This is a genomic window from Hydrogenophaga sp. (assembly GCF_965657535.1).
In the GTDB taxonomy this organism is placed as follows: domain Bacteria; phylum Pseudomonadota; class Gammaproteobacteria; order Burkholderiales; family Burkholderiaceae_C; genus Hydrogenophaga.
Genome location: NZ_CBFHOP010000003.1, coordinates 36,088 through 59,816, shown reverse-complemented (window position 1 = coordinate 59,816; position 23,729 = coordinate 36,088). Strand labels below are relative to the sequence as shown.

The window sequence follows — 23,729 nt, the reverse complement described above, 5'->3', positions numbered from 1 at the left end:
CAACATGGCAAACAACGAAAAACTCTCGGGCCACGCCAGGATCGAGACCAACAACTTCCTCATGATCGTGTTGATCACGCTTGTGGTGGCAGTGGGCGGTCTGGTCGAAATTGTTCCTTTGTTCTTCCAGAAGTCAACCACCCAACCCATTGAGGGCCTCAAGCCTTACAGCGCGCTGCAACTCGCTGGTCGGGATGTGTACGTCAGCGAGGGTTGCTACAACTGCCACTCGCAGATGATTCGCCCTTTCCAGGCCGAAACCCTGCGCTACGGTCCTTACTCGGTGGCTGGTGAGTTCGTTTATGACCGTCCATTCCAGTGGGGTTCCAAGCGCACCGGTCCTGACCTGCACCGCGTGGGCGGCCGCTACAGCGACGAATGGCACCGCATTCACCTGACCAATCCGCGCGATCTGGTGCCCGAGTCCAACATGCCTGCCTACCCTTGGCTGGCAGAAAAAATGGTCAACGAGACCCAGCTGCCCAAACGCATGGAAGTGCTGCGCACGCTGGGTGCGCCTTACACCGACGAAGAGATCGCAGCTTCGGTGGAAGACGTCAAGGGCAAGACCGAAATGGAGGCAGTCATTGCTTACCTGCAGGTGCTGGGCACCGCTCGCAAATAAATACGGAGCTTCGTCATGGACATCAACGACCTGCGCAGCATCGTCACAGTGGTCAGCCTGCTGACCTTTGTCGGCATCGTGGTCTGGGCCTGGTCCAAACGCAACAAGGCCAACTTTGATGAGGCAGCCCAGCTGCCTTTCAACGAAGACTAAACCGCGGCACCAACAAGAGAACAATCATGAGCGACTTTACAAGTGAATTCTGGCACTACTACGTTGCCGGGCTGACGCTGGTCAGCATCATTGCCTGCCTGATCCTGCTTTGGATCAGTGGCACCACCAAGGCCGCTACACACGCCGACAACACCACCGGTCACGTGTGGGACGGTGACCTGGCCGAGATGAACAACCCGCTGCCCCGCTGGTGGGTGTATCTGTTCATCATTACCGTGGTGTTTGCGCTGGCTTACGGCGTGCTGTACCCCACGTTTGGAAAATACCAGGGCGTGCTGGGCTGGTCATCACAAGGCCAGCACACCGCTGAGGTGAAGAAGGTTCAGGAAGCCATCGCGCCCATCTACGCCAAGTTCAACGAGATGAAGCCCGAACAGCTGGCGGGCGATGCCCAAGCCATGGCGGTGGGTGAACGCTTGTTTATGAACTACTGTGCCCAGTGCCACGGCTCTGACGCCCGTGGTGCCAAGAGCTTTCCCAACCTCACCGATGGCGATTGGCTCTATGGTGGCGACCCAGAAGCTATCAAGACCACGATCGCTCAAGGCCGCAACGGCGTGATGCCGCCCATGGGTGCCGCTGTGGGTGGTCCGGAAGAGGTTCGCAATCTGGCTCACTATGTGCTCAGCCTGTCGGGTAGCCCGCACGACAGCGTGCGTGCCACGCAGGGTAAAAACAGCTTTGGCGCCTGCGCCGCCTGCCACGGCATGGACGCCAAGGGCAACACCGCCATGGGTGCGCCCAACCTGACCGACGGTGTGTGGCTGCACGGCTGGGGCGAAGAGGCCATCATTCGCGCGGTGAACAACGGGATCAACAACCAGATGCCTGGCCAAGCGGCGTTGCTCAACGAGGCTCAGATCCACGTGCTCAGCGGCTACGTTTGGGGCATGTCCAACAAATCGGCTAACTGAGCGCCTCTGTCTCCTGACGCCGTGGCGGTTGTGATGACCGCCTCGGTTCCCCATTGGCTTCCAACACCGGGTTCCCCGTGAGTTCCGACACACCAGACAGCAACGCCAGCAAGCCCATCATTTCCATCACCGCCGTTTCCGCCCGAGGAGCCAAAGATGATGACGAGGAGATGGTTTCCCTGTACGCCGCGAGGCAAAAGATCTACCCACGCTCGGTGTCGGGGATGTTCTCAAACTGGCGATGGATCACGGTCTGGATCACACAAATCGTGTTTTACGGTTTGCCTTGGCTGGAGTGGAATGCTCGCCAGGCGGTTTTGTTTGACCTGGAAGCGCGCCGCTTCTACATCTTCAGCTTGGTGCTGTACCCGCAGGACTTCATTTACCTGACCGGGCTTTTGGTTATTTCGGCGCTGGCCCTGTTTTTGTTTACGGCCGTGGCCGGTCGCTTGTGGTGCGGGTATGCGTGTCCGCAAACGGTCTACACCGAGATCTTTCTCTGGATCGAGAAAAAGGTGGAGGGCGATCGTTCGGCCCGCATGCGTCTGGACCAGGCTGCCTTTTCCTCACAGAAACTCGGCAAAAAATGGCTCAAACACGCGCTGTGGATTGCGTTTGCGCTCTGGACTGGTTTCACCTTCGTTGGCTATTTCACCCCCATTCGGGAACTGGCTGCCTTGTCTCTGGCGGCATCGCTGGGCCCCTGGCAAACCTTCTGGGTATTTTTCTACGGCTTTGCCACCTACGGCAATGCAGGCTTCATGCGCGAGCAAGTCTGCAAGTACATGTGCCCGTACGCACGCTTTCAGAGTGCAATGTTCGATAAAGACACCATGATCGTCACCTACGACGAAAAGCGTGGTGAGCCCCGTGGTCCGCGCTCAAAGAAGGCCGATCCGCTGGCCCTTGGCTTGGGTTCGTGCATTGATTGCACACTCTGTGTTCAGGTCTGCCCAACGGGTATCGACATTCGAAAAGGGCTGCAATACGAATGTATTGGCTGCGGAGCTTGCATCGACGTCTGTGATGAGGTCATGGACAAGGTGGGCTATCCGCGTGGCCTTGTGAAGTACTCCACCCAGAACGGGATTGCGCAGGGATGGAGCACGGCCCAAATGATCAAGCGCGCCTTTCGACCCAGGGTGCTGGTGTACACCGGTATCCTGGCAGCCATCACGCTGGCTGTCATGGTCAGCTTGTTTATGCGCAAGCCGCTCAAGGTGGACGTGATCCGTGACCGGGGCGCATTGGCGCGCATGGTGGAGCAGGGGCGCATTGAAAACGTCTTCCGCCTGCAAATCATGAACGCCACCGAATCCACGCAGCGCTATGTCATCACGGTGTCTGGGCTGCCGGGCGTCACCATCGCGTCGGAAAACGAAGTCGAGGTGTTGCCCACCGAGGTCCGTTCGGCCGCGATTCGGGTTCAGATTCCACCCGATGGTGCATCCCCCGGCTCACATCCCATTCAGTTTGAGATCCGTTCTGTTGGCGACGGCCCCGTCCAGGTGTCCGAGAAGGCTGCTTTCCTTGTGCCACGCTGATACCGTTCACCGCTCTTGTTTTTAGTTCGTTTTTGGAGCCTTCCTATGAGCAACGCACCAATGACCCAGCCGTCCAGTTCATCAGACACGCCTTGGTGGCGAATTCCCCATGTGGTGTTCGTTCCGGCGCTTTTGTTGTGTGGTGTGCTGGCCACCAGCACCATGGTCGTCATTTCATCCATGGACCAAGACCCCGTGCTCGACAAAGAGGTGTACGAGCGCGAACGCAGGGCTGCCCTGGCCCTTGATGGGCAGGCACGTATCGATGCATTGATGGCTGTTCAGCCCGCGAACCAGGGGCGCAACCATGCGGCCTCACCCCTGATCCCCTCTGAAAAATAAGTGCTGGCGTGTCCGCTAGGAGCCTGCGCGGCAGAAGGTATTGGAGCGAAATGGGTGGGAAAAGAGCCCAATGTGGCCCTGCTTTTGAGGGCTGTGGCTGTTGCCACAGCCGGAAAAACAGGGGCGAGGTGGAGCTTTTCTCCATCCGTTGCAGCCGATGCGCTTCTGCCTCGTGGCTTTCTAGGGTGACCGTGCCAGGGTGTTGACGCGATGACAAAGACGATTATGGAAGAGGAGACACACCCATGTGGACACAGCGTTTGATGTGGATAGCATGGCCGGCCTTTTTGGTGGCTGCCGTGCTGGAGATGGTGGTATTTGCTTTTGTGGATCCCAGCGATCTGCACTGGTTCGGCTCTCCGCTGGCGTTGTCGCGCGAGGCGGTCTACACCTTGGCTTTTTTTGTGTTCTGGGGCGCCACGATGGTTTCTAGCGCTTTGACGACTTTGCTCGCCATGTCCCCGTTTGAGGTCAATCGTTGCCCGATCCCTGAAGGCGAGCGCCCATCGGACTGCGCCAAGAACAGCCGATGCGGTTGAAACAGCGCATCCGTGTGCGCAAACAAAAAAAGCCCCGGACTGGCAGTGTCGCCACTCCGGGGCTTTTTGCTGGGCCAGTGCCCAAGTTTTTGTCGGATGGCGCGGTAAGGTCAGCGGCAGGTTTGCGGGTTCACGATCTGCTTGAGTCCGTCGGTGCTCTTGATGTGCACATAGCGCTGCTTCACTTCAATGATGCCCTCGTCCACGAACTTCGAGAACGTGCGGCTCACGGTTTCCAGCTTCATACCCAAATAGCTGCCGATCTCTTCACGGGTCATGCGCAAAATCAGTTCAGACTGTGAAAAACCCCGGGCGTGCAGGCGCTGCACCAGATTCAGCAAAAACGCGGCCAGCCGCTCTTCTGCGCGCATGCTGCCCAGCAGCAGCATCACGGAGTGGTCACGCACGATTTCGCGGCTCATGATCTTGTGCACATGGTGCTGCAGCGTGGTGAATTCGCGAGAAAGTTCTTCCACCTGGTCAAACGGCATCACACACACCTCGGCATCTTCCAGCGCAATCGCGTCGCACGAGTGGTGGTCGCTGACAATGCCGTCCAGACCGATGATTTCGCCCGTCATCTGGAAACCGGTCACCTGGTCGCGCCCGTCGGCGGTGGTGACGCAGGTTTTGAAAAAACCCGAGCGAACGGCAAAAAGTGAAGTGAACTTGTCGCCCGTGTTGAACAAAGCGGAGCCGCGCTTGATGCGCCGGCGCGTGGAAATCACGGCATCGAGCTTGTCGATTTCTTCGCTGTTGAGGCCCATGGGCAGGCACAGCTCCCGCAGGTTGCAGCTTGAGCAGGCGACTTTGATGCTTTGAATGTCCATAATTTTTCCAGAAATGCATGGTTAGCTTAACGCATAGGCCTGAGCACTGTCGAGAGAAGGCCGGGCGTGAGCGTGTAGGCCGCCCCTGGGGACAACCCCCGGTCAGACCGTTGACTTGATCAAGATCAAAGGCGGTGGCGAGCCGATGCGGCACATTCATCACTCAGAACTGGAGAACTGTTTGTGAGCCACGCTATTTCCCACGAATTGCTCAAGCAATTCGACATTCCCGGGCCTCGGTACACCTCGTACCCGACGGCAGACCGATTTATTGAAGCTTTCACCGAGCAAGACTACATACAGGCGCTTGAACAGCGCCGTGCGGGCTCCATGGCGCTGCCGTTGTCGCTGTACGTGCACATTCCGTTTTGTGAATCGGTTTGTTACTACTGTGCCTGCAACAAGGTGATCACGAAGCACCACGAACGCGCTGCCGAATACCTGCGGTACCTCGCGCGGGAGGTGGAGTTGCAGGTGCAGCACTTTGGGCAGGGCCACAGTGTGTCGCAGCTTCACCTGGGTGGCGGCACCCCTACGTTCCTGTCCGATGCCGAACTTGAAGACCTGATGTCGATGATCCGGCGCAACTTCACGTTGGTGCCGGGTGGTGAGTATTCGATCGAAGTGGATCCCCGCACGGTGACCGACCAGCGCCTTCAGACCCTGGCGCGCCTGGGCTTCAACCGCCTGAGCTTTGGCGTGCAGGACTTTGATCCGGCCGTGCAAAAAGCGGTGCACCGGGTTCAGCCAGCGGAGCAGGTCTTTGCTCTGGTGGAAACAGCCCGCAAGATCGGGTTTGAGTCGGTTAACGTGGACTTGATTTACGGCTTGCCGCTGCAAACGCCTGAATCCTTCGCCCGCACCCTGGCGCAGGTCAACGCGTTGCGCCCTGACCGCATTGCGCTCTACGCCTACGCTCACTTGCCCTCGCGTTTCAAGCCGCAGCGCCGCATCATTTCGGCTGAACTGCCCAGCGCAGGCGACAAGCTCGCCATGCTGTCTGCCTCGCTGGACGCGTTCATGGACGCGGGCTATGTGTACGTGGGCATGGACCACTTTGCGCTGCCGACCGATGCGCTGGCCGTGGCCAAGCGCCAAGGCCGCCTGCACCGCAACTTCCAGGGCTACAGCACCCAGCCCGATTGCGATCTGATTGCCCTGGGGGTGTCGGCCATCGGACGTATTGGCGCCACCTACAGCCAGAACGCCAAAACGCTGGACGAATATTACGACGCGCTGGACCAGGGGCGCCTGCCCATCGTGCGTGGCCTGGCGCTAACACGCGACGACTTGCTGCGACGCTCCGTCATCATGTCTCTCATGTGCCAGGGTCAGCTGCAGTACGAGTCGATCGAGCTCGGTCATCTGATCGATTTCAAGTCGTACTTCGCGCGTGAACTGGAGGTGCTTGCGGGATTGGCCGCGAGTGGGCTGGTGACCATTGACGACACCGGTGTTGAAGTCACGACCGCTGGCTGGTTTCTGGTGCGCGCCATAGCCATGGTGTTTGACAAGAACTTGCAGGTCGACCTGGACCGGGCCCGTTTCTCCAAAATCATCTGAGCGTTCAGCGGGATACAACTGGCGCTGGCGCCGATTGAGCCCGGCCTGCGCTACAGTGACCCATGCAGACTTCAATGGCGATCACGGCCCTGTTCATGGGGCTCGCGGGCGGGCCCCACTGTGTGGCCATGTGCGGCGCCGCCTGCGCAGGTATCAGCCGCGCGGCGGGCGAGCGCAGCACGCGCGCACTGTGGACCTTTCAGTTCAGCCGCATGTTGGGCTATGCGCTGTTTGGCGCCTTTGCCGCCGGCTCGGTGCAAGGTCTGGCTTGGTTGGGCACCAACACCGCCGTGTTGCGGCCAGTCTGGACCATGTTCCATGTAGCCGCCTTCTTGCTCGGTGCCGTGCTGATCTGGCATGCCCGTCAACCCGCCTGGATTGAAAACCTTGGCCAAAGTATTTGGCGCAAAGCCCGTCCTGTGATGGCGTCGATGGGGCAGCGAGCACCCGTGGTGTTGGGTGTCGCATGGGCGCTCATGCCTTGCGGCTTGCTTTATTCGGCCTTGCTGGTCGCTTCCTTGTCGGCCAACGCGGTCGAGGGGGCCACCATCATGGCGTTGTTTTCCATCGGCACATCCATCTCGCTCACCGCCGGCCCTTGGCTGTTGCTGCGGTTGCGGGGTGGTCGCTCAGGGGCCTGGGGCATTCGGCTGGCAGGCGTGGCGCTGGCAGGCACGTCGGGCTGGGCCCTGTGGATGGGCATCACCAACCCGACAGGGCTGTGGTGTGCCTGAGCTTTTTCGCTGAATGGGGCCGGCCTACTTCAGTCGGCACGGGCGCGTCGGCCGGGCAGGGTGGCCAGCACCAAACCCAGCAGCGCAATGCCAAACGCCACCACTTGCAAGCCCGACAACCGCTCGCCCATGAGCAACACGCCGATGGCCGCCGCACTTACCGGCAGCATCACCGTGAACACGCCGGCCTGTGAGGCTGGCACGGTCTTGAGCCCAGTCATCCAGAGCCAAACGGTCCATACGCTGGCCGCCAGACCATAAAACACCAGCAGGCCCCAAATGGGTGCCTGCACGGCGCCAAAGTCAAATTGCCAAGCGGCCCACAAGCCGAAAGGCGTGACCAACGCAAACCCCCACAAATTGATGATGGCCGAAATGCGCTTGGGGCTAAGGCCATCGGTCAAGCGCTTGCCAATGACCACATAGGCCGCCTCGCAGACCACCGCCACAAACACCAGCAGGTTGCCCAGCAGGCTGCGGCTGATGCCGAAAGGGCCGCTGTTGTCAGCGAGCAAGGGCACGCCCGGGTCGGCTTTCTGTAGCGAAAACAGCCCGATACCGATAGCCGCACAGGCAATACCAGCCGCGCTGCGCCATCCGATGCGCTCCCGCAGAAACAGCCAGCTGAGCACCGCGACCACCGCCGGGATCGACGACATGACCACTCCCGCCGCCACCGCGGTGGTCATGCTCACCCCAAACAGCATGCAGATAGAAAACAGGAAGTTGCCCAAAAAGGATTCCAGAAACAACAGCCGGCGCGTGTGGCTTGACATGGGGGCCTCTTCGGCCGGCTTGCGCAACCAGCGCAACATGGCCATGCCGCCAATGCCAAAGCGCATCCAGGCAAGCAAAAACACCGGAAACACCAGCACCAGTGGTTTGGAGAGCGCCACATAGCTACCCACCAACGCCATGCTAAGACCCAGGCTGGCGTAAGCCCACCAGCGGCTCATGGCGTACTGCCTTGTTCGGTTTGAATATGCATGGCTGCGGATCATGCCTGATTCAGCCCTCGCCCAGATCTTGTGCGCGGGTGGCTTCCTGGTCGTGGCTTGTGCTCACTGGTTGCATCGGGTTTTCCACGATGAGCGGCGCAATATTCATAATGTGAAAAATAAATTTGCTGCATTGCAAGAAATTTTCTCATTACAGGAAATAAATTTCCATATTGAGAAATATGATGTGAAGTTCATTGAATTTAAAAGAAAAAATATTTGTCTTGTATAAGACATAAGAGCTTTTCAAGCTCTTCTATAAGACTTAAAGTCTGTTCATCGGCACTGTCCTTGCATGCCAAGCCTTTAATCCACTTTTCTCAACCTCATGGAGTAGTTTCATGTCCCAAACATTGACCCGCCAGCAACAGATCGAAGCCCTCGAAAAAGACTGGGCCACCAACCCCCGCTGGAAGGGCGTTAAGCGCGGTTACACCGCCGCTGACGTTGTGCGTCTGCGCGGCAGCATGCAGCCCGAGTACACGCTGGCCAAAAACGGCGCTGAAAAGCTGTGGGCCAAGGTCAACGGCGGTGCCAAGAAAGGCTACGTGAACGCTTTTGGCGCCATCACCGCCGGTCAGGCCATGCAGCAAGCCAAGGCCGGCCTGGAGGCCGTGTACCTGTCGGGCTGGCAAGTGGCTGCCGACGGCAATACCTCTGAGACCATGTACCCCGATCAGTCGCTCTACGCTTACGACTCGGTGCCCACGATGGTTCGCCGTATCAACAACACCTTCAAGCGCGCTGACGAAATCCAGTGGGGCCGTGGTGTCGAGCCAGGTTCGCCCGAGTTTGTCGACTACTTCCTGCCCATCGTGGCCGATGCGGAAGCCGGTTTCGGCGGCGTGCTCAACGCGTTTGAGTTGATGAAAAACATGATCGCTTCCGGTGCCGCCGGCGTTCACTTTGAAGACCAGTTGGCCGCCGTGAAGAAGTGCGGTCACATGGGTGGCAAGGTGCTCGTGCCCACGCAAGAAGCTTGCGAAAAGCTGATTGCTGCCCGCTTTGCTGCTGACGTCATGGGCGTGTCCACCATTGTGCTGGCCCGCACCGATGCTGAAGCCGCCAACTTGATCACCAGCGACCACGATGCCAATGACAAGCCTTTCCTGACCGGCGAGCGCACGCAAGAAGGTTTCTACCGCGTCAAGAACGGTCTGGAGCAGTCCATCAGCCGTGGTGTGGCTTACGCACCCTACGCTGATCTGGTTTGGTGCGAAACAGGCGTGCCAGACATTGGCTTTGCCCGCGAGTTCGCTCAGGCCGTGCACGCCGCCTGCCCCGGCAAGCTGTTGTCGTACAACTGCTCGCCATCGTTCAACTGGAAGAAAAATCTGGACGACAAGCAAATCGCATCGTTCCAGGAAGACTTGGCCGCGCTGGGCTACAAGTACCAGTTCATCACGCTGGCGGGTATCCACATCAATTGGTTCAACACCTTCCAGTTTGCCCACGCATACGCCCAAGGCGAAGGTATGAAGCACTACACCGAAATGGTGCAGGAGCAAGAATTTGCTGCACGCGACAAGGGCTACACCTTTGTTTCGCACCAGCAAGAAGTGGGCGCAGGCTACTTCGACGATGTGACCACCGTGATCCAAGGTGGTTCCTCCAGCGTGAAAGCCCTCACCGGTTCGACCGAAGAAGAGCAGTTCCACTGATCTAAGGGCAGCGCCTCCACAGGCGCTTGCTTCAACAGGCCATCTGATGCTTCTGTGTCAGGTGGCTTTTTTGTGGGTGGGTGGTGCGTTGAGCCTCTGTGTCGATGGTCCGATTTCGTCCCTGGGTCGTTCTGTTCTTTGCCTTCCCGCCCGGGGTGAGGCGCGTGATCGACACGACCAACGCCATCGAGAGCGTGAACGCGCGGCCGCGCAAGATCATCAAAACGCGTGGTCACTTTCCCAGTGACGATGCGGCCACCAAGCTCATTTGGCTGGCACTGCGCAACATCACGCAGGACTGGGGACGGGTCGCGAACCACTGGAAATCAGCAATGAACCAGTTCGCCATCCTGTACGGTGACAGGTTCACTCAGCCTGCTCAAGGGGGGTGCCAAATGAAGGGATTGAACCTCGCCATGCGAGGACTTAACCGGGGGCGCTTCCGGCGCCCTGGCAAGCCTTAGCTGAGCTTGAATAAAATTTACCGATCAGCCCATTTCTGAAACCGCCTCACACAGAAGTCCTGACCCTCCCCTGGGGGTGGCCCGCGATGCCCTGTTTCCCCCAAGTGCCGCGCAAACGGCACATCCTTCTCAAGTTCGGCGCCAGGCACATAGGCTTGAACCCGGCCTTCATCTTTTCCAGTCCCCGCAGGCTGAACTGCCTGAACCCCAGCACGCGCTTGATCCAACCGTTGGGCGCCTTCAGGATCCACTTCCTCTTGCGGTAGGTCGACCTGCCTTCGGGCGTCTTCAACTTGGCATCCATCGCCGCGCTGTGTGGGTACTTCTGGGCGCCGATCTCCAGCGCCTGCTTGCCATCGCGCCGTAGCGCCACGATCAACTCGCTCGGGCTGTCCTTGCGTCGCTCGAACACCGACTCCGAGCGCAACCCTGCATCTGCCAACACCTGCTGGGTGTCATCGCTTAGGGTCGCTTTCACTGCCGCCAGCAACACGGGCAGGCGGTCGCTGTCGGCGGCATTGTTGCTCAGTTCAGCCGCCACCACGATCTGCGCGGTCTCGTCTACCGCCGTGTGCGCGTTGTAGCTGCAGTCATACCCCCCACGGGCGCGCTTTATGATCCGGCTGTCCGTGTCGGTGAAGCTCTCTTGGGCGCTGTCTTTGGGAACACCGAAGTCGCGCTTGTAGCGCCCGCCATTGGGTTTGCCATCCTTGTCTCGGGGTTTGCCCTGGTCGTCCTCGCTGCGCCCGTGGGCTGCATCGGCTTCTCGCTGGCGTTGCTCCAGCCGCAGCTTGGCCGCCGTGATGGCGCTCAACCGATCGGCCTGACGCTTGATCTCGCTGGGGATGTTGATGTCGGACTCGTTCTTCGCCAGATCGTTGGTCGCCTTCGCTCAGTTGAGTAGGCCGTTGATCTGGCCTTTGAGTTCGGCCCCGGCCTTGAGCATGCGCTCGTAGCTCATGGCCTTGTGGCGGCTGGCGTGGGCCTTGAGCTTGGTGCCGTCCACAGCCACGGTGCCAAGTTTGACCAAGCCGCACTCGCGCGCCAGACGCACAACCTGAACGAACAAGGCTGAGAGCGGTTGCAGGCGCAGTACCCGAAAGTCCGATAGGGTGCGGTGCGCCGGGTAGTTCTCTGCCGCCAGCTTGCGCGAGCTGAAGGCGCCTGTGGCGTAGTCATGGATCAAGACATTGATCATGGCGGGGTGAAACGGTTGACTACGCGGACCGCCCTTGTCGTAACGGGCGTGAAACGCGCGCAGGTCCAGGCTGTCGACGCTGTCACTGCTGAAGTACGCCTGGCGCCCTTCAGGCAGCCAGTCTTGTAATGCGTCGGGCAGCCGTCGCTGCTGTTGTGGTTCGTAGGGGAGGTAACTTGCGGCATGGCCGTAATCTACCAAGCATTCGCGACTTCATTGCGCTTCTGCTGCGCAGGCTCCTAGCCAGATCGGCGGGTTGTTGCCGCACCGCTGGAAGCCAAACTGAAAACGCCTTCTCGTAAAACAGCCGCGTCGTACGGACGGGATGGGGTTGCCGTTCGATTACCCATTGCTTACCTGCGTAGGTCCAAACTGGCCCACTTGTCAACGAGTCCGTTTGAGGCCGCAAAACCATGTATCCACGGACGATTCATGCGTTGCGTGTGATGTCAAGTTCCACTCAAAACGTTATAGTGGCTCCCGGACTTGTTTAAATAGATACTTTTTTATGATAAAAAGTCTGTTAAAAGCTATAAAACTCTATAAAAATAATATTATGTATTGCATTCAATCGCAAGGGAGGCTGGGGTGTCATGAAGCCAAAAAAACTCGAAGTTACCAAGAAATTGCGCGGGTTCACGCTCGTGGAGCTTATGACCGTCGTGGCCATTTTGGCCGTGATACTGAGTCTAGCTTTCCCGTCAATGGCCCGCTTGCTGGAGGGGACCCGTCTGCGCACACTCAGCAATGACTGGCTGGATCACTTGCGCCTCACTCGGTCCGAGGCTATTCGGCGCGGTCAGCGAGTCGTGATGTGTGCAGCAGCATCTGATTCGGCTTGTTCCGCTGGCTCAGGGTGGCACCAAGGCTGGCTGGTGTTCGAAGATACCAATAACAATGCATGGCTTGATGGTGGTGAAGCCGTTGTTCGTTACAGGCAAAGCGCACCAACGGGCTGGTCAATGACTGGAAACACACCTGTGGCCCGTTATGTGTCTTACGATCCCCTGGGCGCTACTCGGATGATCAATGGGGCTTTTCAGGCGGGCACTGTCACCATTTGCAGGGTCGGCGCCACAGGGGCGGAAGCACGAAGAATCGCCGTGAACAGCGTTGGACGTCCACGAAGTCAGGCGGTAATACTTTTGAGTTGCCCCTGACTTGCGCTATCGCCGCACCTCGTCCACAAGTGCTCGAAACTCATCAATGTCTTCGAAGTTTCTGTAGACGCTTGCGAAGCGAATGTAGGCCACTTTGTCGAGCTTTTTTAGCTCGTGCATGACCATTTCACCCAGGCGGGTGGCAGGCACTTCGCGGGAGCCCAGATTGAGCAGTTTCTCTTCGATCCGCTCAATGGCTGCGTCAACTTGTTCGGTGCTTACGGGGCGTTTGCGCAGGGCCAGCACAAACGAAGCCCTTAGCTTCGCGGGTACGTAGTCCATGCGGCGACCGTCTTTTTTCACCACAGCCGGAAAGCTGACTTCGGGCCGTTCGTAGGTGGTGAAGCGCTTTTCGCAGTGGCCGCATTGGCGGCGGCGGCGGATGAAATCTGCGTCTTCCGAGACCCGGGTTTCTACCACTTGGGTTTCAAGATGGCCGCAAAACGGGCATTTCATGGAAGCAATACCTGCTTTTGGCGGCCGTTCTTCACTTGTAGACCGGGAAGCGTGCGGTCAGCGCGTTCACTTTGGCCCGCACCGCTTCGATGTTGGCCGGGTCGCGCGGGTTGTCCAGCACGTCGGCAATCAGGTGGGCGGTCAGGCGGGCTTCTTCGTCCCTGAAGCCGCGAGTGGTCATGGCCGGAGTACCAATGCGCACGCCGCTGGTCACCATGGGCTTTTCTGGATCGTTGGGGATGGCATTTTTGTTGATGGTCATGTGGGCGCTGCCCAGCACGGCTTCGGCTTCTTTGCCAGTGATGCCTTTGGCGCGCAGGTCGACCAGCATGACGTGGCTTTCGGTGCGGCCGCTGACGATGCGCAGCCCTCGCTCGGTCAGCGTTTCTGCGACGGTGCGTGCGTTTGTCAGCACCTGCTGCTGGTAGGCTTTGAATTCAGGGGTCAGCGCTTCTTTGAATGCCACCGCTTTGGCGGCAATAACGTGCATCAGCGGTCCACCTTGCAAGCCGGGGAAGATGGCGCTGTTGATGGCTTTCTCAAACTGGGACTTCATCAGGATGATGCCGCCACGCGGGCCGCGCAGGCTCTTGTGGGTGGTGGAGGTGACCACGTCGGCAAACGGCACCGGGTTGGGGTATGCGCCGGCTGCGATCAGGCCAGCGTAGTGGGCCATGTCGACCATGAAGATGGCGCCGACATCTTTGGCCACTTTGGCAAAACGCTCGAAGTCGATGCGCAGGCTGTAGGCCGATGCACCGGCGATGATGAGCTTGGGCTTGGATTCGTGCGCTTTGCGCTCCATGGCGTCGTAGTCAATCGCTTCGTTGGCGTCCAGGCCGTAGCTGACCACGTTGAACCATTTACCGCTCATGTTCAGTGGCATGCCGTGGGTGAGGTGACCGCCTTCGGCCAGGCTCATGCCCATGATCGTGTCGCCGGGCTTCAGGAAGGCGAGGAACACAGCTTCATTGGCCGAAGCGCCACAATGGGGCTGTACGTTGGCTGCGTCGGCGCCAAAGATTTGTTTGACGCGGTCGATGGCGAGTTGCTCTGCAATGTCCACAAATTCACAGCCGCCGTAGTAGCGCTTACCGGGGTAGCCTTCGGCGTATTTGTTGGTGAGCTGGGTACCCTGCGCGGCCATGACGGCTGGCGATGCGTAGTTTTCGCTGGCGATCAGCTCGATGTGGTGTTCCTGGCGGGCGTTTTCCGCTTGGATAGCTGCAAACAGCTCGGGGTCGGTTTGTTCAATCAGAATGTTGCGGTCGTACATATTGGCAGTCCTAGTGACGTGGAACCCTGCGCGGTGATGACAAAGACAGGGGCTGCCCAGGCGAACGGCTGATCGCCCGTGCGGCTTTTGGCCGTGAGGCGGTACGCTTCCCAGTGGTTGTCCCGGCAGCCAGAGAGTTATGGTGCAGGGGGGCCACGTCAGCACATTCAACCCCGGCTGAATTTCAGCTGAGTTTCGCGCCTATCGCCAGTTGCGTACCGTGGTAGTTTAGCCGAGCAACCATGTCCCGGCGCGTAGCTGGGGATGGTCTGGGCTGCTGGCTTGTCGGGCCATATCTGTTGCTCAAGACTTGGCCAAAGCGTCATTGGGCGGCGTGGTGCCCTTGGGGGGGATGGCTTCGGCTTCCAGCTCGTCTTGCAGCGTCACGGGTGGTGATGCAGGCTCTGCAGGTGCAACCACCGGGATGGCGCGAACAGGCTGCGTGTAGGTTGGCATGGGTTTGCCCAGCGCCACGCTCTGGATGCGCAGGTGTTCGGCCATTACCTTGTCGATGTACCAGCTGCCGTCGGTGGTGACCGCGCCCACGTAGAGCCGCAAGCCTCCTTCAACCGATCCTGCCCGTTTGATGCATTCCTGAAGCACCCGCACGCCCACCCGCAGGTTCGACACGGGGTCAAAAGCGGCCAGCTGACCACCGAAATCATCGTATTTGTCGGTGTGCACGCGCGTCAACACCTGCATGAGGCCTTGTGCGCCCACAGGGCTTTGGGCAAAGGGGTTGAAGCGCGATTCGATGGCCATGACCGCCAGGATCAGGGTGGGGTCGAGCCGGGCCTTTTGACCGATTTCAAAGGCTTCAGCCACCAGCACGCTCAAAGGTTCGGGGGCCACCCGGTATTTGCGGCTGAGCCAGAAGGCCACATTGGCTTGTTCTTTGGGCAGGGCTTTGGGCTCGGCCGCCGTTACCCGGTCGATGGCGCTGGGTTCGGTGGTGTAGACCATGCCGTCGGTATCTGCCAAGGCCACGGCTTCCTGGCGCTGCAACAACCAGCCCAGCAGATGCTGTTCGGCACTGGATCGCAGGTCGGCTCGCATACCGAGCACGATCAGGGCCACGGCCAGGGTCGTGCCCATCAGGGCAATGCCGCTGTGTGTGATGTCGAAGAAACCCCGGGATACGTCACGGAGGGCAATTTTCAGGGGGGCCAGGGCATCTGGGGTGCTCTTGTCTGGCGTTGGCATTTGCGCGGTCATGTTGTCGGTCCTTTCTGCGCCGGCTTGGCTGTTCGAGTCAGGTCGGCTGGATTGGGTCGCCATCGATGGCGCGACCTTGTGGGTCTTGCGGTCGAGTTTGCCTGTCTAGGCAGCGGTTCGGGTTTACCCTGCATGGGTAAAGTGGCCGGATATTAGGGATTTTTTAATATCAAGTCAATGTTATGAATCTATTTAATAGAATTAAAAGATATATAGAGGAAGGCTGATGGGCTTAGGCTTGTACTTTTGTAGCACCGATCCTCGTGCCACCAATGGCTGCAGGCGCCCGCAACGTGTGCGGTAGCACTGTCGCCTAAAAACCACCTTTTATGGTGGCAAGGCGTATCGCGGTGGTCCAAATGGGCCGTGTCTGCGCGATTGAAAATCTCCATCGTGTTGGCCTGCCCGGTCTCTTGATGCAAAGCGGCAAGGAGAGTAACCTGCAGTTGCAGGTCATTGCGACCCGCATTGGCTGACACCGGGGCTTGCCCCTATGCCAGCACCCAACGGGGGCAATCTCTTGCTCCCAGGTTGGAGAGACACCAATCTCTCTCCGCCAAAACCGACGGCAAGAGCGTTTTGCCCGCCGTCAACCCCGGTGGTTCATGCCATCGGGGTTTCTTTTTTTCAGTCCACTGGTTTTTGCTTCGCCGTCAGCGAATATCGGTAAAGCCTGGCGTGAGGCATCGTCTTCAGCGGTCACACCCATCCATGCCCTGTTGGGTCCGTTGCTTGGATGCAAGCTCGAATAGGCGTTGCGCCGTGTGCCAAGCTAATCCGCTGCTTCGGTGGTTCGGTGTGCTTTGCAAGCGGGGTTTGTACCTGCGGGAGCCCGTGCGCGACCAGTGGCCGGCGGGCTGGTCAGACCAGTGCGTCTTGCCGTAGCATCGGGGCCGCGTCAACACCGGCGACAATACACACATGGACCGCTCCGCTGTGGTGCGGCCGGCCGAATCTTCTGAAGTCCTTATTTATATATGTCGCTGTTCTCCCTGCGTAAGTCGTCGCCACAGTCCAACGCCCCCGAGTCTGCCGTGAACACACCCGCTCAACCCAAAGCCGCCGCATCCCATCCGCTGGACGTTGTGACGGGTGGTGCTTTCACCGCACCCACGTCGGGCGAACGCGCTGCGCGTATTCGCGAGTGGCTGAGCACCGACCCTTCGCTGGAGCTCATGAACGAGGTGTTCAAAGAGCTGTCCCACCGCGACCGGGGCGCGGCCAAGCCGCTGAAGGAGAAGCTTGACGAACTCAAGCGCCAGAAGTCGCAAGAGCAGATTGGTGTGGAATGGGCACAAAAAGCCCAGGCCCTGCTCGACCATTCCCGCCTGAACCTGGCCGACGCCCTGGCTTGGCAGCGCGACGCTGCACGCGCTGGCGCGCCGCTGTCGCGCGAGCCGCTGGCTTCTTTGAAGCAGGCTTTGGCCGAGCGCGTGAAAGCCATTGAAGACCTGCAGCACCGTGTGCAGGTGGAGCGTGAAGCCGCCGTGCTGATCGCGCAGCGCATCGAGGTGCTGTCTACCAAGCCCTGGCGCGAGGCCCAGCACAGCACCGAAACGCTGCGTGGTGACGTTGCGCACTGGCAGCAGCAGGCCAGCGCCTTGATGGACGATGCCCAGTGGCCCAGCGTCGAGGTGAAGTTTCCGCCCATGCTGGAAGCTTCTCGCAACCAGCTGCAGCTGGTGTGGGACGCCTTTGAAGGCGCCCTGGCCCAGACCGTGGCGGCCGTCGCCAACCCGCAGGCACCGCTGCCCGCCGTGCCCGTTTGGGCCGACGAACTGCGTGCTGCCCGAGGCATGGATGCAGCCGTTCCTGCGGAAAAGGCCGCCCACGATTCCCAAGCTGCGCAGGAGAAGCGGGCCCGCGTGGCCGCCGACCTGGACAAGGCGCTGACCGTGCTCGAACGCGAGCTGGCTGAAGGCCACGGCAAAGCCACGCCCAAAGCCGCAGCCGATGTGCGCGCTGTGCTCAAGAGCCATGGCCGTCTGGTCACCGCCGAACAAGAGGCTCGTGCGCACGCCGCGTTGTCGCAGGCTGGCGAGCTTGAAGGCTGGCAGCGTTGGCGTGCCGACCAGCTGCGTGAAGAGCTGGTGGCCAAGGCCGAAGCGTTGTTGCAGGCCCCGGAAGGCCAGCGCATGGGCGGACGCAAGATGCAGGAAACCCTGCGCAGCCTGCGCGACCAGTGGAAGACCACCGACCAGGGCGGCCAGCCCAACCACGCGCTGTGGAAACGGTTTGATGAAGCCTGCACCGAAGCCCACAAAGTGGTGGAAACCTGGCTGGCCCAGGTGCGCCAGCAAGCCGACGCCCACAAGGCTCAGCGCCTTGCCATCATTGAAGAGCTGAAGGCCTGGACATTGGCCCACGCTGAAAGCTCCGACTGGAAAGCACAAGTGCGTGAACTGCACGCTTTTTCCGAGCGCTGGCGCGAAGCCGGTCACCTGAGTGAAAAGGCGTTTGCCGACATCCAGCCCGTGTGGAAAGACGTGATGCACGCCGCACACGCCCGCCTGGAAGCCGCGCAATCCGAAAGCACCGCCCGTCGCCGCGCTCTGATTGAAGAGGCGACCGTGCTGGGTGCCGCGCCCATGTTGCGCATTGACGCCGTGAAGGCTCTGCAGCAGCGCTGGCAGGCCGAAGCCCACGCGGTGCCGCTGGAACGCAAGCACGAGCAAAAGCTCTGGGAAGCATTCCGCCAGCCGATTGACGATGCTTTTGCCCGCAAGAGTACCGAGCGTGAAAAAGCGTCGGCTGCGCTCAACGAACACGATCAGCGCGTGCTCGACGCCTCCCGTGCGCTAGAAGCCGCCAGCGCCACCGGCGATGCCCAGCAAATCCGTGCAGCGATGGCCGAACTGGAAGCCGCCCTGGCTGGCCAGCCAGCGGCCGCGCCTGCAGCCAAGACCGCCGAGGTGGTGGCGAAGCCCCAGCCGGCTGAGGCTGCGTCGCCAGCGCCTGAAGCCGAAGCCGCTTCCGAACCCGCCGCTTCCGAACCCGCCGCTGCCGAAGCAGCCAGCGAAGGACAAGCTGCCGAGCCGGAGGTGGCTGCGGCACCGGTTGCAGCGCCGAAGAAGGTGGTGGCTGTGCGTGGTGACGATCGCCCAGGTATGAAGAAGGCCGAGCCTGCTGGCCGCGACGGCCGCCGCAGCGACCGCCCCGGTGACCGCCGCGACGGCGCACCCGACCGCCCAGATGCCCGCGGTGGCCGCGATGCGCGCGGTGCTGGCGCCCCCATGCGCGACCAACGCGACTGGCGCGAAGAGCGCGAGCCGCGTGGTCCGCGTCTGGGCGATGCCGCCTTCCGGGCGCAGCGCCAGGCCATTGAAGCGGCGCAGGCCAGCTTGCGCAAGCTGGCCGCGCAGGCCCATGGCGAGGTGTTGACGCAGCTGATGACGGCCTGGGAGCAGCGCGACGCGCAGCAATTGCCCACGGCGCAAGCACTCGGCCCGCGCCTCACGCCTGCCATGCGTTCTGCCTGGGTAGCTGCGGTATCAAAAGCGGCCGGCGCTCTGGCTGGCGAAACTTTGTTGCGTCTGGAAATGGCCGCCGAAGTGCCTACGCCGGCCGAACAATTGAGCGACCGTCGCATGCTGCAGTTGCAGCTTCTGACGCGCCGCAACGCCGCCAGCCCTACCGAAACCTGGGCTGAAGACGTGGCCAAGGTACTCGCCAGCCCGTTTGATGCGGCCGTGGCGCGCCGTCTGCAAAACGTCCTGAAGGCGCTGCTCAAGCGCTGATGCGCCAACCAGTCCCGGCAGCAGCACCCGGTGTGGCGCTGAACCGGTGCGGTTCGGCTGATGTGAACGGATCGCTCTCGCAGGCGCTGCCTGCGTTTTTGGGCGGCTAGTTCAAGCAGTAGGCGTTTTACGCACCGTTCCGTGGCCGGGTTGCCTGGGGTCTGAAAAAGCTGTCGTACAGCCGTAGCAGCTCGGGAAACTCTTGGGCAAAGCGGTCACGGCTGACGAAATAGGCTTCGCAGGTTACCGCGAAAAATTCGGCAGGGTCTTTGGCGGCGTAATCATCCAGCCAGGGTTTTTCGCCACCGAAACGCTCGGCCATGGCCACCGCCTCGCGAAAGTGGTCGTAGGCGTGTTGCATGGTGCCTCGCCAGTGTTCGCGCGCTTCGGTGGGGTTTTGCAGTCCCATGAAGCCTTGAGGCAAGGGCGGCGCACCGTCAGGGCTGTCGCCGGGGCGCATGCGGTGCATGTCTATTTTGTGGACGAACTCGTGGATCACCACGTTGCTGCCGCCGGGCGCTGCGTCGGCGGCGTGCGCCACTTCTTGCCAGCTGAGCATGATCGGGCCGCGGTCCATGGCTTCGCCCGCCAGCACTTCGCGGTAGCGGTGCACCACGCCGCTGCGGTCGGTGATTTCTCGCTGCGCCACAGCAGCGCCGGGTTGCACCACGATGCCCACAAAATCGCTGTACCAGTCCAGCGCTTTCAAGCGGTCTGGGTCTGGGCCCAGGCTGCCCACGCCGCCCATGTGCAGCAAGGGCAAGCAGGCCTGGGCGGCAATGGCGATCGCCATGGCATCGGTGATGTCCAGACCGTTGGCGCCGTGAAACTCTTTTTCCATCAGAAAGTGTGCCGAGAGTTGGCGCAGGTGCTGCTGCTCTTGTGCGCTGAGCACGGCCAGAAAGGGATGGCTCGCCAAGGTGCGCTGCCACAAGGGCTCGGGCATGGCCTGGGGCTTGCGCAGCTTGCGGGGCAGCCAGCGCTGGACAGCAGCAGGAAGCGAAGGAAATGTCCCTATGGGCATGAGCGAACGTCGCTTGCCTTAGCCACCCGCTGCGAGCGGCAGGCGGTGCAGGCCTTGCGCGTCCAGGCGCAGCACCTCGGCCCGTGGTGGCCGTGCGTTCAGGTCCCAGTCGCTCAGCACCACGCGCTGCAGTCCATTGCCCAGATCGTGGCAAGCCGGGCGGTGGGTGTGACCGTGAATGAGGCTGGTGCAGCCGCTGCGCTGCAGCCAGGCGCGGGCAGCGGGTCCATCCACGTCGGCCCAGCGTGTGGGGTCGCCCGCCGTGTGGGCTTTGCGTGCCAGGCTTTGCTGGCGCAGGTTGCGTGCGATGGTCTCGCGTTCGGTAAGGGGGCGGGCCAAAAAGTCGCGTTGCCATGCTGGCTCGCGCACCATAGCCCGAAAGTGCATGTAGTCGGTGTCGTCGAGACACAGCGCGTCGCCATGGCTGAGCAGCCAGCGCTGCGCTTGAAAGACGAGCACGGTGGGGTCGCTCAAGCCTTGCATGCCGCATGCGCTCAGGGCGTGCGGTCCGAGCAAAAAATCGCGGTTGCCGTGCATGAAAAACACCGGCGTGTGTTGGCTGTGGGCCTTCAGCGCGGCTGCACAGGCCCGCCAGAACGGGTGTTCGTCTTCTGGGGTGTGTTGCGGTTCGCCGCCGTTGGGGTGCAGCGCGTCATCGCCCACCCACACTTCAAACAGGTCGCCCAGGATGAATAGGGCATTGGCCCGCTGGGTGACGGGTCGCTGCAAGAAATGCAGCCAGGCGTCAAACGTGGCCGTGTCGCTGCTTTGCAGGTGCAGGTCTGAAATGAAATCGACCGCCTGCCAGTGCACCGGGGCGTGCCATTCGGCAAAAGGGGCGGTGTGGGATTCGTCCATAGAAAAAGGGGGCTGCGAGCCCCCTCTGTTGTCTGTCAGTGTTTAGATGGCGACCGCTTTTTCGATCACAACGTCTTCTTTCGGCACGTCGTCGTGGAAGCCCTTGCGGCCCGTGGCCACGCCTTCAATTTTCTTGACGATGTCAGCGCCGGAGACGACTTTGCCAAACACGGCGTAGCCCCAGCCTTGCGCGCTGGGCGCCGTGTGGTTCAGGAAACCGTTGTTCGACACATTGATGAAGAACTGAGCGGTGGCCGAATGGGGGTCGCTGGTGCGGGCCATGGCCACGGTGTACTGGTCGTTCTTGAGGCCGTTGTTGGCTTCGTTGTTGATGGGGGCGTCGCTGGGCTTCTGGTTCATGCCGGGCTCAAAGCCGCCACCTTGAACCATGAAGCCGGGAATGACGCGGTGAAACACCGTGTTGTTGTAATGGCCCTTGTTCACGTAGGCCAGGAAGTTGGCGGTGGACAAAGGGGCTTTGTCGGCGTCGAGTTCCAGGGTAACGACGCCAAAGTTGGCGATGTGCAGTTCGACTTGGGGGTTGGCCATGGTCATTTCTCCAGAGTGGCTTTGAGGATGGTGATGGGGGATTGGGGCACGTTTTGATGCGGCCCCTTGTTGCCGACGGGTGCGGCTTTGATTTTGTCCACGACGTCCATGCCTTGAATCACCTTGCCGAATACGGTGTAACCGTAGCCGTCGGGATTCGGTGCATTCAGCATGGTGTTGTTCACCACGTTGATGAAGAACTGGGCGGTTGCCGAGTTGGGGTTCGCTGTGCGGGCCATGGCAAGGGTTCCGCGGTCGTTCTTCAAGCCGTTTTTCGCCTCCAGGGGAATGGGCTCGCGGGTGGCTTTTTGCTGAAAATCGGCCGTGAAACCGCCGCCCTGAATCATGAAACCATCCATGACCCTGTGAAAGATGGTGCCGTCGTAGTGCTTGTCGCGCACGTACTGCAGAAAGTTGTCCACCGTTTTGGGTGCTTTGTCGGGGTAGAGTTCCAGCACGATGTCGCCCATGGGCGTGGTGATGCGCACTTTGGGCGCAGCGGTTTGGGCGAGGGCACCCATTGGCGCCAGTGCTGCGGCCAGGGTGGCGGTGGCCAGCAGGGTACCGATCTGGCGGCGCTTGAGCCGCAAAGCCAAGGGCTGTGGAGTCATCAGGGCGTTCCTTCAAAAAATATTTTCCACTGGTCACTTTCGCGCATCCAGTACTGGCGCTTGGTCGAGCCACGGGTTTGGCCCATAGCGACCTCGCCAAAGGTCACCACCATGGTGTCTTCGGTGTCGCGCCAACGCAGCATGGACACGTCTTTGAGTGCCAGTTCGCGCTGGCCGCTTGAGCGGATTTCGCCTTCAACGCGGGGCCACCATTGGGCCAGATCGCGGCCTTGGCTGCGAAAACGGTCGGAATAAAAGCCCTTCAGCTCGCTCAGTTTGCCTTGGCTCTTGAGGCTGCGCCACGCTTCGAGCGCGGCTTCAAACTGCTGGCGGTCGGCGTCCAGGGCCGATGGTTCTACCCATTGCAGCTCAGGTGCAATCACCACCGGTGTGGTGCGAATCTGCACCGTGGAAAGCAGGCGCTGGAGATCGGGGTTGGACATCACCACGCAGCCGTCAGACGCCTGCGGTGCGCGCACAAACTGTTCGCGCGGTGTGCCGTGCAGCCAGATGCCGCTGCCGGTCTTGCCCCGTTGCACATCGAGCGGGTTCGGGTAGTTGATGGGCAGAGCACCCACGCCATACAGGTCGGGCAGGTCGGACGGGTTGAGGTTGCTGGTGATGTAGTACACGCCCAAAGGGGTGCGCTTGTCGCCTTCTACCATTTTTTCAATGCCCGAAAGACCTACCGAAATGTAGTAGTCGCCCAACAGGCGCAGCTGTGGGCTGCGCCGGCCGGCAGCGTCAGGCGCAGCAGACGCTGTATTTTCAAACAGGTAGAGACGAGAACGCGATGCGTCGATGGCGATGGCGTGGCGGCTTTGTGACGACAGCGTCAGAAACTGGGTGGGAATGTGGCCCTCGGGGGGGCGTTCGGTGAGCGCGCGCAGGCGCCGGCGCGATTCGTCACGCAACACCGCCAGTTGCGCGGCAGCAGCAGTGGCCTTGGTGTCGGGCACGTCGCCAAGCAGACGCACCGGTCGGGTTTGCAGGGTGAGCAGGTCGCCCAGCACCAGCTGTGCCAACTGAAAGTTAGGGTGCGCGCGCACCAGCGCTTCGGTTTTGGCCAGCGCATCGCGGCGCTCGCCTTGGCTGATGAGCTGGTAGATTTCAATCAGCTGCGCTTCGGCCCGCCCCAGCAGAGGGCTCACCTGCTGGAAACCGTCGCCGGTCAGGGGCTGGCTGCTCAGGCCGGAGGGCGGTTGGCCAGTCAGTGCCTGCGCAGCGTCTTGTACCCTGGCCATGGCACTGTCGATG

General features: G+C 60.7%; 22 protein-coding genes, 2 pseudogenes and 1 riboswitch. Of the genes and pseudogenes, 13 read left to right on the top strand and 11 right to left on the bottom strand.

Going from position 1 to position 23,729, the window contains the following annotated elements; genetic code table 11:
• Positions 1-4 precede the first annotated feature (4 nt).
• From ccoO to ACTG4K_RS05490, 6 genes are all read left to right on the top strand, one after another.
• Positions 5-625 (top strand): cytochrome-c oxidase, cbb3-type subunit II, encoded by a 621-nt coding sequence (gene ccoO / locus ACTG4K_RS05515; protein ID WP_439113202.1) that lies wholly within the window; start codon positions 5-7, stop codon positions 623-625.
• Positions 626-640: 15 nt separating this feature from the next.
• Positions 641-778 carry a cbb3-type cytochrome oxidase subunit 3 gene (locus tag ACTG4K_RS05510; RefSeq protein WP_439113201.1) on the top strand — a complete coding sequence of 46 codons (138 nt, stop codon included), beginning with the start codon at positions 641-643 and terminating at the stop codon, positions 776-778.
• Between the two features lie 26 nt (positions 779-804).
• Positions 805-1,713, top strand: a complete 909-nt coding sequence (gene ccoP / locus ACTG4K_RS05505; protein ID WP_439113200.1) for a cytochrome-c oxidase, cbb3-type subunit III — start codon at positions 805-807, stop codon at positions 1,711-1,713.
• A gap of 77 nt (positions 1,714-1,790) precedes the next feature.
• Positions 1,791-3,257 carry a cytochrome c oxidase accessory protein CcoG gene (ccoG, locus tag ACTG4K_RS05500; protein WP_439113199.1) on the top strand — a complete coding sequence of 489 codons (1,467 nt, stop codon included), beginning with the start codon at positions 1,791-1,793 and terminating at the stop codon, positions 3,255-3,257.
• A 45-nt stretch (positions 3,258-3,302) separates the two neighbouring features.
• Positions 3,303-3,599 carry a hypothetical protein gene (locus ACTG4K_RS05495; RefSeq protein WP_439113198.1) on the top strand — a complete coding sequence of 99 codons (297 nt, stop codon included), beginning with the start codon at positions 3,303-3,305 and terminating at the stop codon, positions 3,597-3,599.
• Between the two features lie 245 nt (positions 3,600-3,844).
• Positions 3,845-4,138, top strand: a complete 294-nt coding sequence (locus ACTG4K_RS05490; protein WP_439113197.1) for a hypothetical protein — start codon at positions 3,845-3,847, stop codon at positions 4,136-4,138.
• A gap of 110 nt (positions 4,139-4,248) precedes the next feature.
• Here the strand turns inward: ACTG4K_RS05490 and fnr are convergent, their stop codons facing one another.
• Positions 4,249-4,968 (bottom strand): fumarate/nitrate reduction transcriptional regulator Fnr, encoded by a 720-nt coding sequence (fnr, locus tag ACTG4K_RS05485; RefSeq protein ID WP_304822919.1) that lies wholly within the window; start codon positions 4,966-4,968, stop codon positions 4,249-4,251.
• Between the two features lie 183 nt (positions 4,969-5,151).
• Here fnr and hemN point away from each other — a divergent pair, with 183 nt between their 5' ends.
• A complete protein-coding gene (hemN, locus tag ACTG4K_RS05480; RefSeq protein ID WP_439113196.1) occupies positions 5,152-6,531 on the top strand; it encodes an oxygen-independent coproporphyrinogen III oxidase in 1,380 nt (459 codons plus the stop codon).
• Positions 6,532-6,593: 62 nt separating this feature from the next.
• Complete coding sequence (locus ACTG4K_RS05475) at positions 6,594-7,265, top strand: sulfite exporter TauE/SafE family protein (RefSeq protein WP_439113195.1); 672 nt, start codon at positions 6,594-6,596, stop codon at positions 7,263-7,265.
• A gap of 29 nt (positions 7,266-7,294) precedes the next feature.
• Here the strand turns inward: ACTG4K_RS05475 and ACTG4K_RS05470 are convergent, their stop codons facing one another.
• The gene (locus tag ACTG4K_RS05470) at positions 7,295-8,221 is read right to left on the bottom strand and encodes a DMT family transporter (protein ID WP_439113194.1); all 927 of its coding nucleotides are present in this window, start codon (positions 8,219-8,221) and stop codon (positions 7,295-7,297) included.
• A 43-nt stretch (positions 8,222-8,264) separates the two neighbouring features.
• Here ACTG4K_RS05470 and ACTG4K_RS05465 point away from each other — a divergent pair, with 43 nt between their 5' ends.
• The 3 genes and pseudogenes from ACTG4K_RS05465 to ACTG4K_RS05455 form a co-directional block, all read left to right on the top strand.
• Positions 8,265-8,495 carry a hypothetical protein gene (locus ACTG4K_RS05465; RefSeq protein WP_439113193.1) on the top strand — a complete coding sequence of 77 codons (231 nt, stop codon included), beginning with the start codon at positions 8,265-8,267 and terminating at the stop codon, positions 8,493-8,495.
• 109 nt (positions 8,496-8,604) lie between these two features.
• Positions 8,605-9,924, top strand: coding sequence for an isocitrate lyase (gene aceA, locus ACTG4K_RS05460; protein WP_439113192.1), 1,320 nt, complete (start codon positions 8,605-8,607; stop codon positions 9,922-9,924).
• A 125-nt stretch (positions 9,925-10,049) separates the two neighbouring features.
• Positions 10,050-10,301, top strand: a pseudogene (locus ACTG4K_RS05455) (transposase); the annotation flags it as partial.
• 133 nt (positions 10,302-10,434) lie between these two features.
• Here the strand turns inward: ACTG4K_RS05455 and ACTG4K_RS05450 are convergent.
• Positions 10,435-11,787 (bottom strand): annotated as a pseudogene (locus ACTG4K_RS05450) (transposase).
• Positions 11,788-12,179: 392 nt separating this feature from the next.
• Between ACTG4K_RS05450 and ACTG4K_RS05445 the strand changes: the two are divergent.
• A complete protein-coding gene (locus ACTG4K_RS05445) occupies positions 12,180-12,746 on the top strand; it encodes a GspH/FimT family pseudopilin (RefSeq protein WP_439113191.1) in 567 nt (188 codons plus the stop codon).
• 6 nt (positions 12,747-12,752) lie between these two features.
• On the opposite strand, the gene nrdR is transcribed toward ACTG4K_RS05445, so the two are convergent.
• The 3 genes from nrdR to ACTG4K_RS05430 all read right to left on the bottom strand — a co-directional run bounded on the left by nrdR (position 12,753) and on the right by ACTG4K_RS05430 (position 15,681).
• On the bottom strand, positions 12,753-13,202 hold the full coding sequence (gene nrdR / locus ACTG4K_RS05440) for a transcriptional regulator NrdR (protein ID WP_439113190.1): 450 nt from the start codon (positions 13,200-13,202) through the stop codon (positions 12,753-12,755).
• Between the two features lie 31 nt (positions 13,203-13,233).
• On the bottom strand, positions 13,234-14,478 hold the full coding sequence (glyA, locus tag ACTG4K_RS05435; protein WP_439113189.1) for a serine hydroxymethyltransferase: 1,245 nt from the start codon (positions 14,476-14,478) through the stop codon (positions 13,234-13,236).
• Positions 14,479-14,525: 47 nt separating this feature from the next.
• Positions 14,526-14,703: riboswitch (ZMP/ZTP riboswitch) on the bottom strand.
• Between the two features lie 78 nt (positions 14,704-14,781).
• Positions 14,782-15,681, bottom strand: coding sequence for a transglycosylase SLT domain-containing protein (locus tag ACTG4K_RS05430; RefSeq protein WP_439113578.1), 900 nt, complete (start codon positions 15,679-15,681; stop codon positions 14,782-14,784).
• Between the two features lie 989 nt (positions 15,682-16,670).
• Between ACTG4K_RS05430 and ACTG4K_RS05425 the strand changes: the two genes are divergently transcribed.
• Complete coding sequence (locus tag ACTG4K_RS05425; RefSeq protein WP_439113188.1) at positions 16,671-19,430, top strand: DUF349 domain-containing protein; 2,760 nt, start codon at positions 16,671-16,673, stop codon at positions 19,428-19,430.
• Between the two features lie 127 nt (positions 19,431-19,557).
• On the opposite strand, the gene ACTG4K_RS05420 is transcribed toward ACTG4K_RS05425, so the two are convergent.
• From ACTG4K_RS05420 to ACTG4K_RS05400, 5 genes are read right to left on the bottom strand one after another with little or no spacing between them, the layout of a single operon-like run.
• Positions 19,558-20,454 carry a zinc-dependent peptidase gene (locus ACTG4K_RS05420; RefSeq protein WP_439113187.1) on the bottom strand — a complete coding sequence of 299 codons (897 nt, stop codon included), beginning with the start codon at positions 20,452-20,454 and terminating at the stop codon, positions 19,558-19,560.
• 18 nt (positions 20,455-20,472) lie between these two features.
• Complete coding sequence (locus tag ACTG4K_RS05415; RefSeq protein WP_439113186.1) at positions 20,473-21,312, bottom strand: UDP-2,3-diacylglucosamine diphosphatase; 840 nt, start codon at positions 21,310-21,312, stop codon at positions 20,473-20,475.
• A gap of 42 nt (positions 21,313-21,354) precedes the next feature.
• Positions 21,355-21,861, bottom strand: a complete 507-nt coding sequence (locus ACTG4K_RS05410) for a peptidylprolyl isomerase (protein WP_439113185.1) — start codon at positions 21,859-21,861, stop codon at positions 21,355-21,357.
• 2 nt (positions 21,862-21,863) lie between these two features.
• Positions 21,864-22,472, bottom strand: coding sequence for a peptidylprolyl isomerase (locus ACTG4K_RS05405; protein WP_439113184.1), 609 nt, complete (start codon positions 22,470-22,472; stop codon positions 21,864-21,866).
• Positions 22,472-23,716: a L,D-transpeptidase family protein gene (locus ACTG4K_RS05400; RefSeq protein WP_439113183.1), complete on the bottom strand. Its 1,245-nt coding sequence runs from the start codon at positions 23,714-23,716 to the stop codon at positions 22,472-22,474. Before ACTG4K_RS05400 ends, ACTG4K_RS05405 begins: the two co-directional genes overlap by 1 nt.
• Positions 23,717-23,729 lie beyond the last annotated feature (13 nt).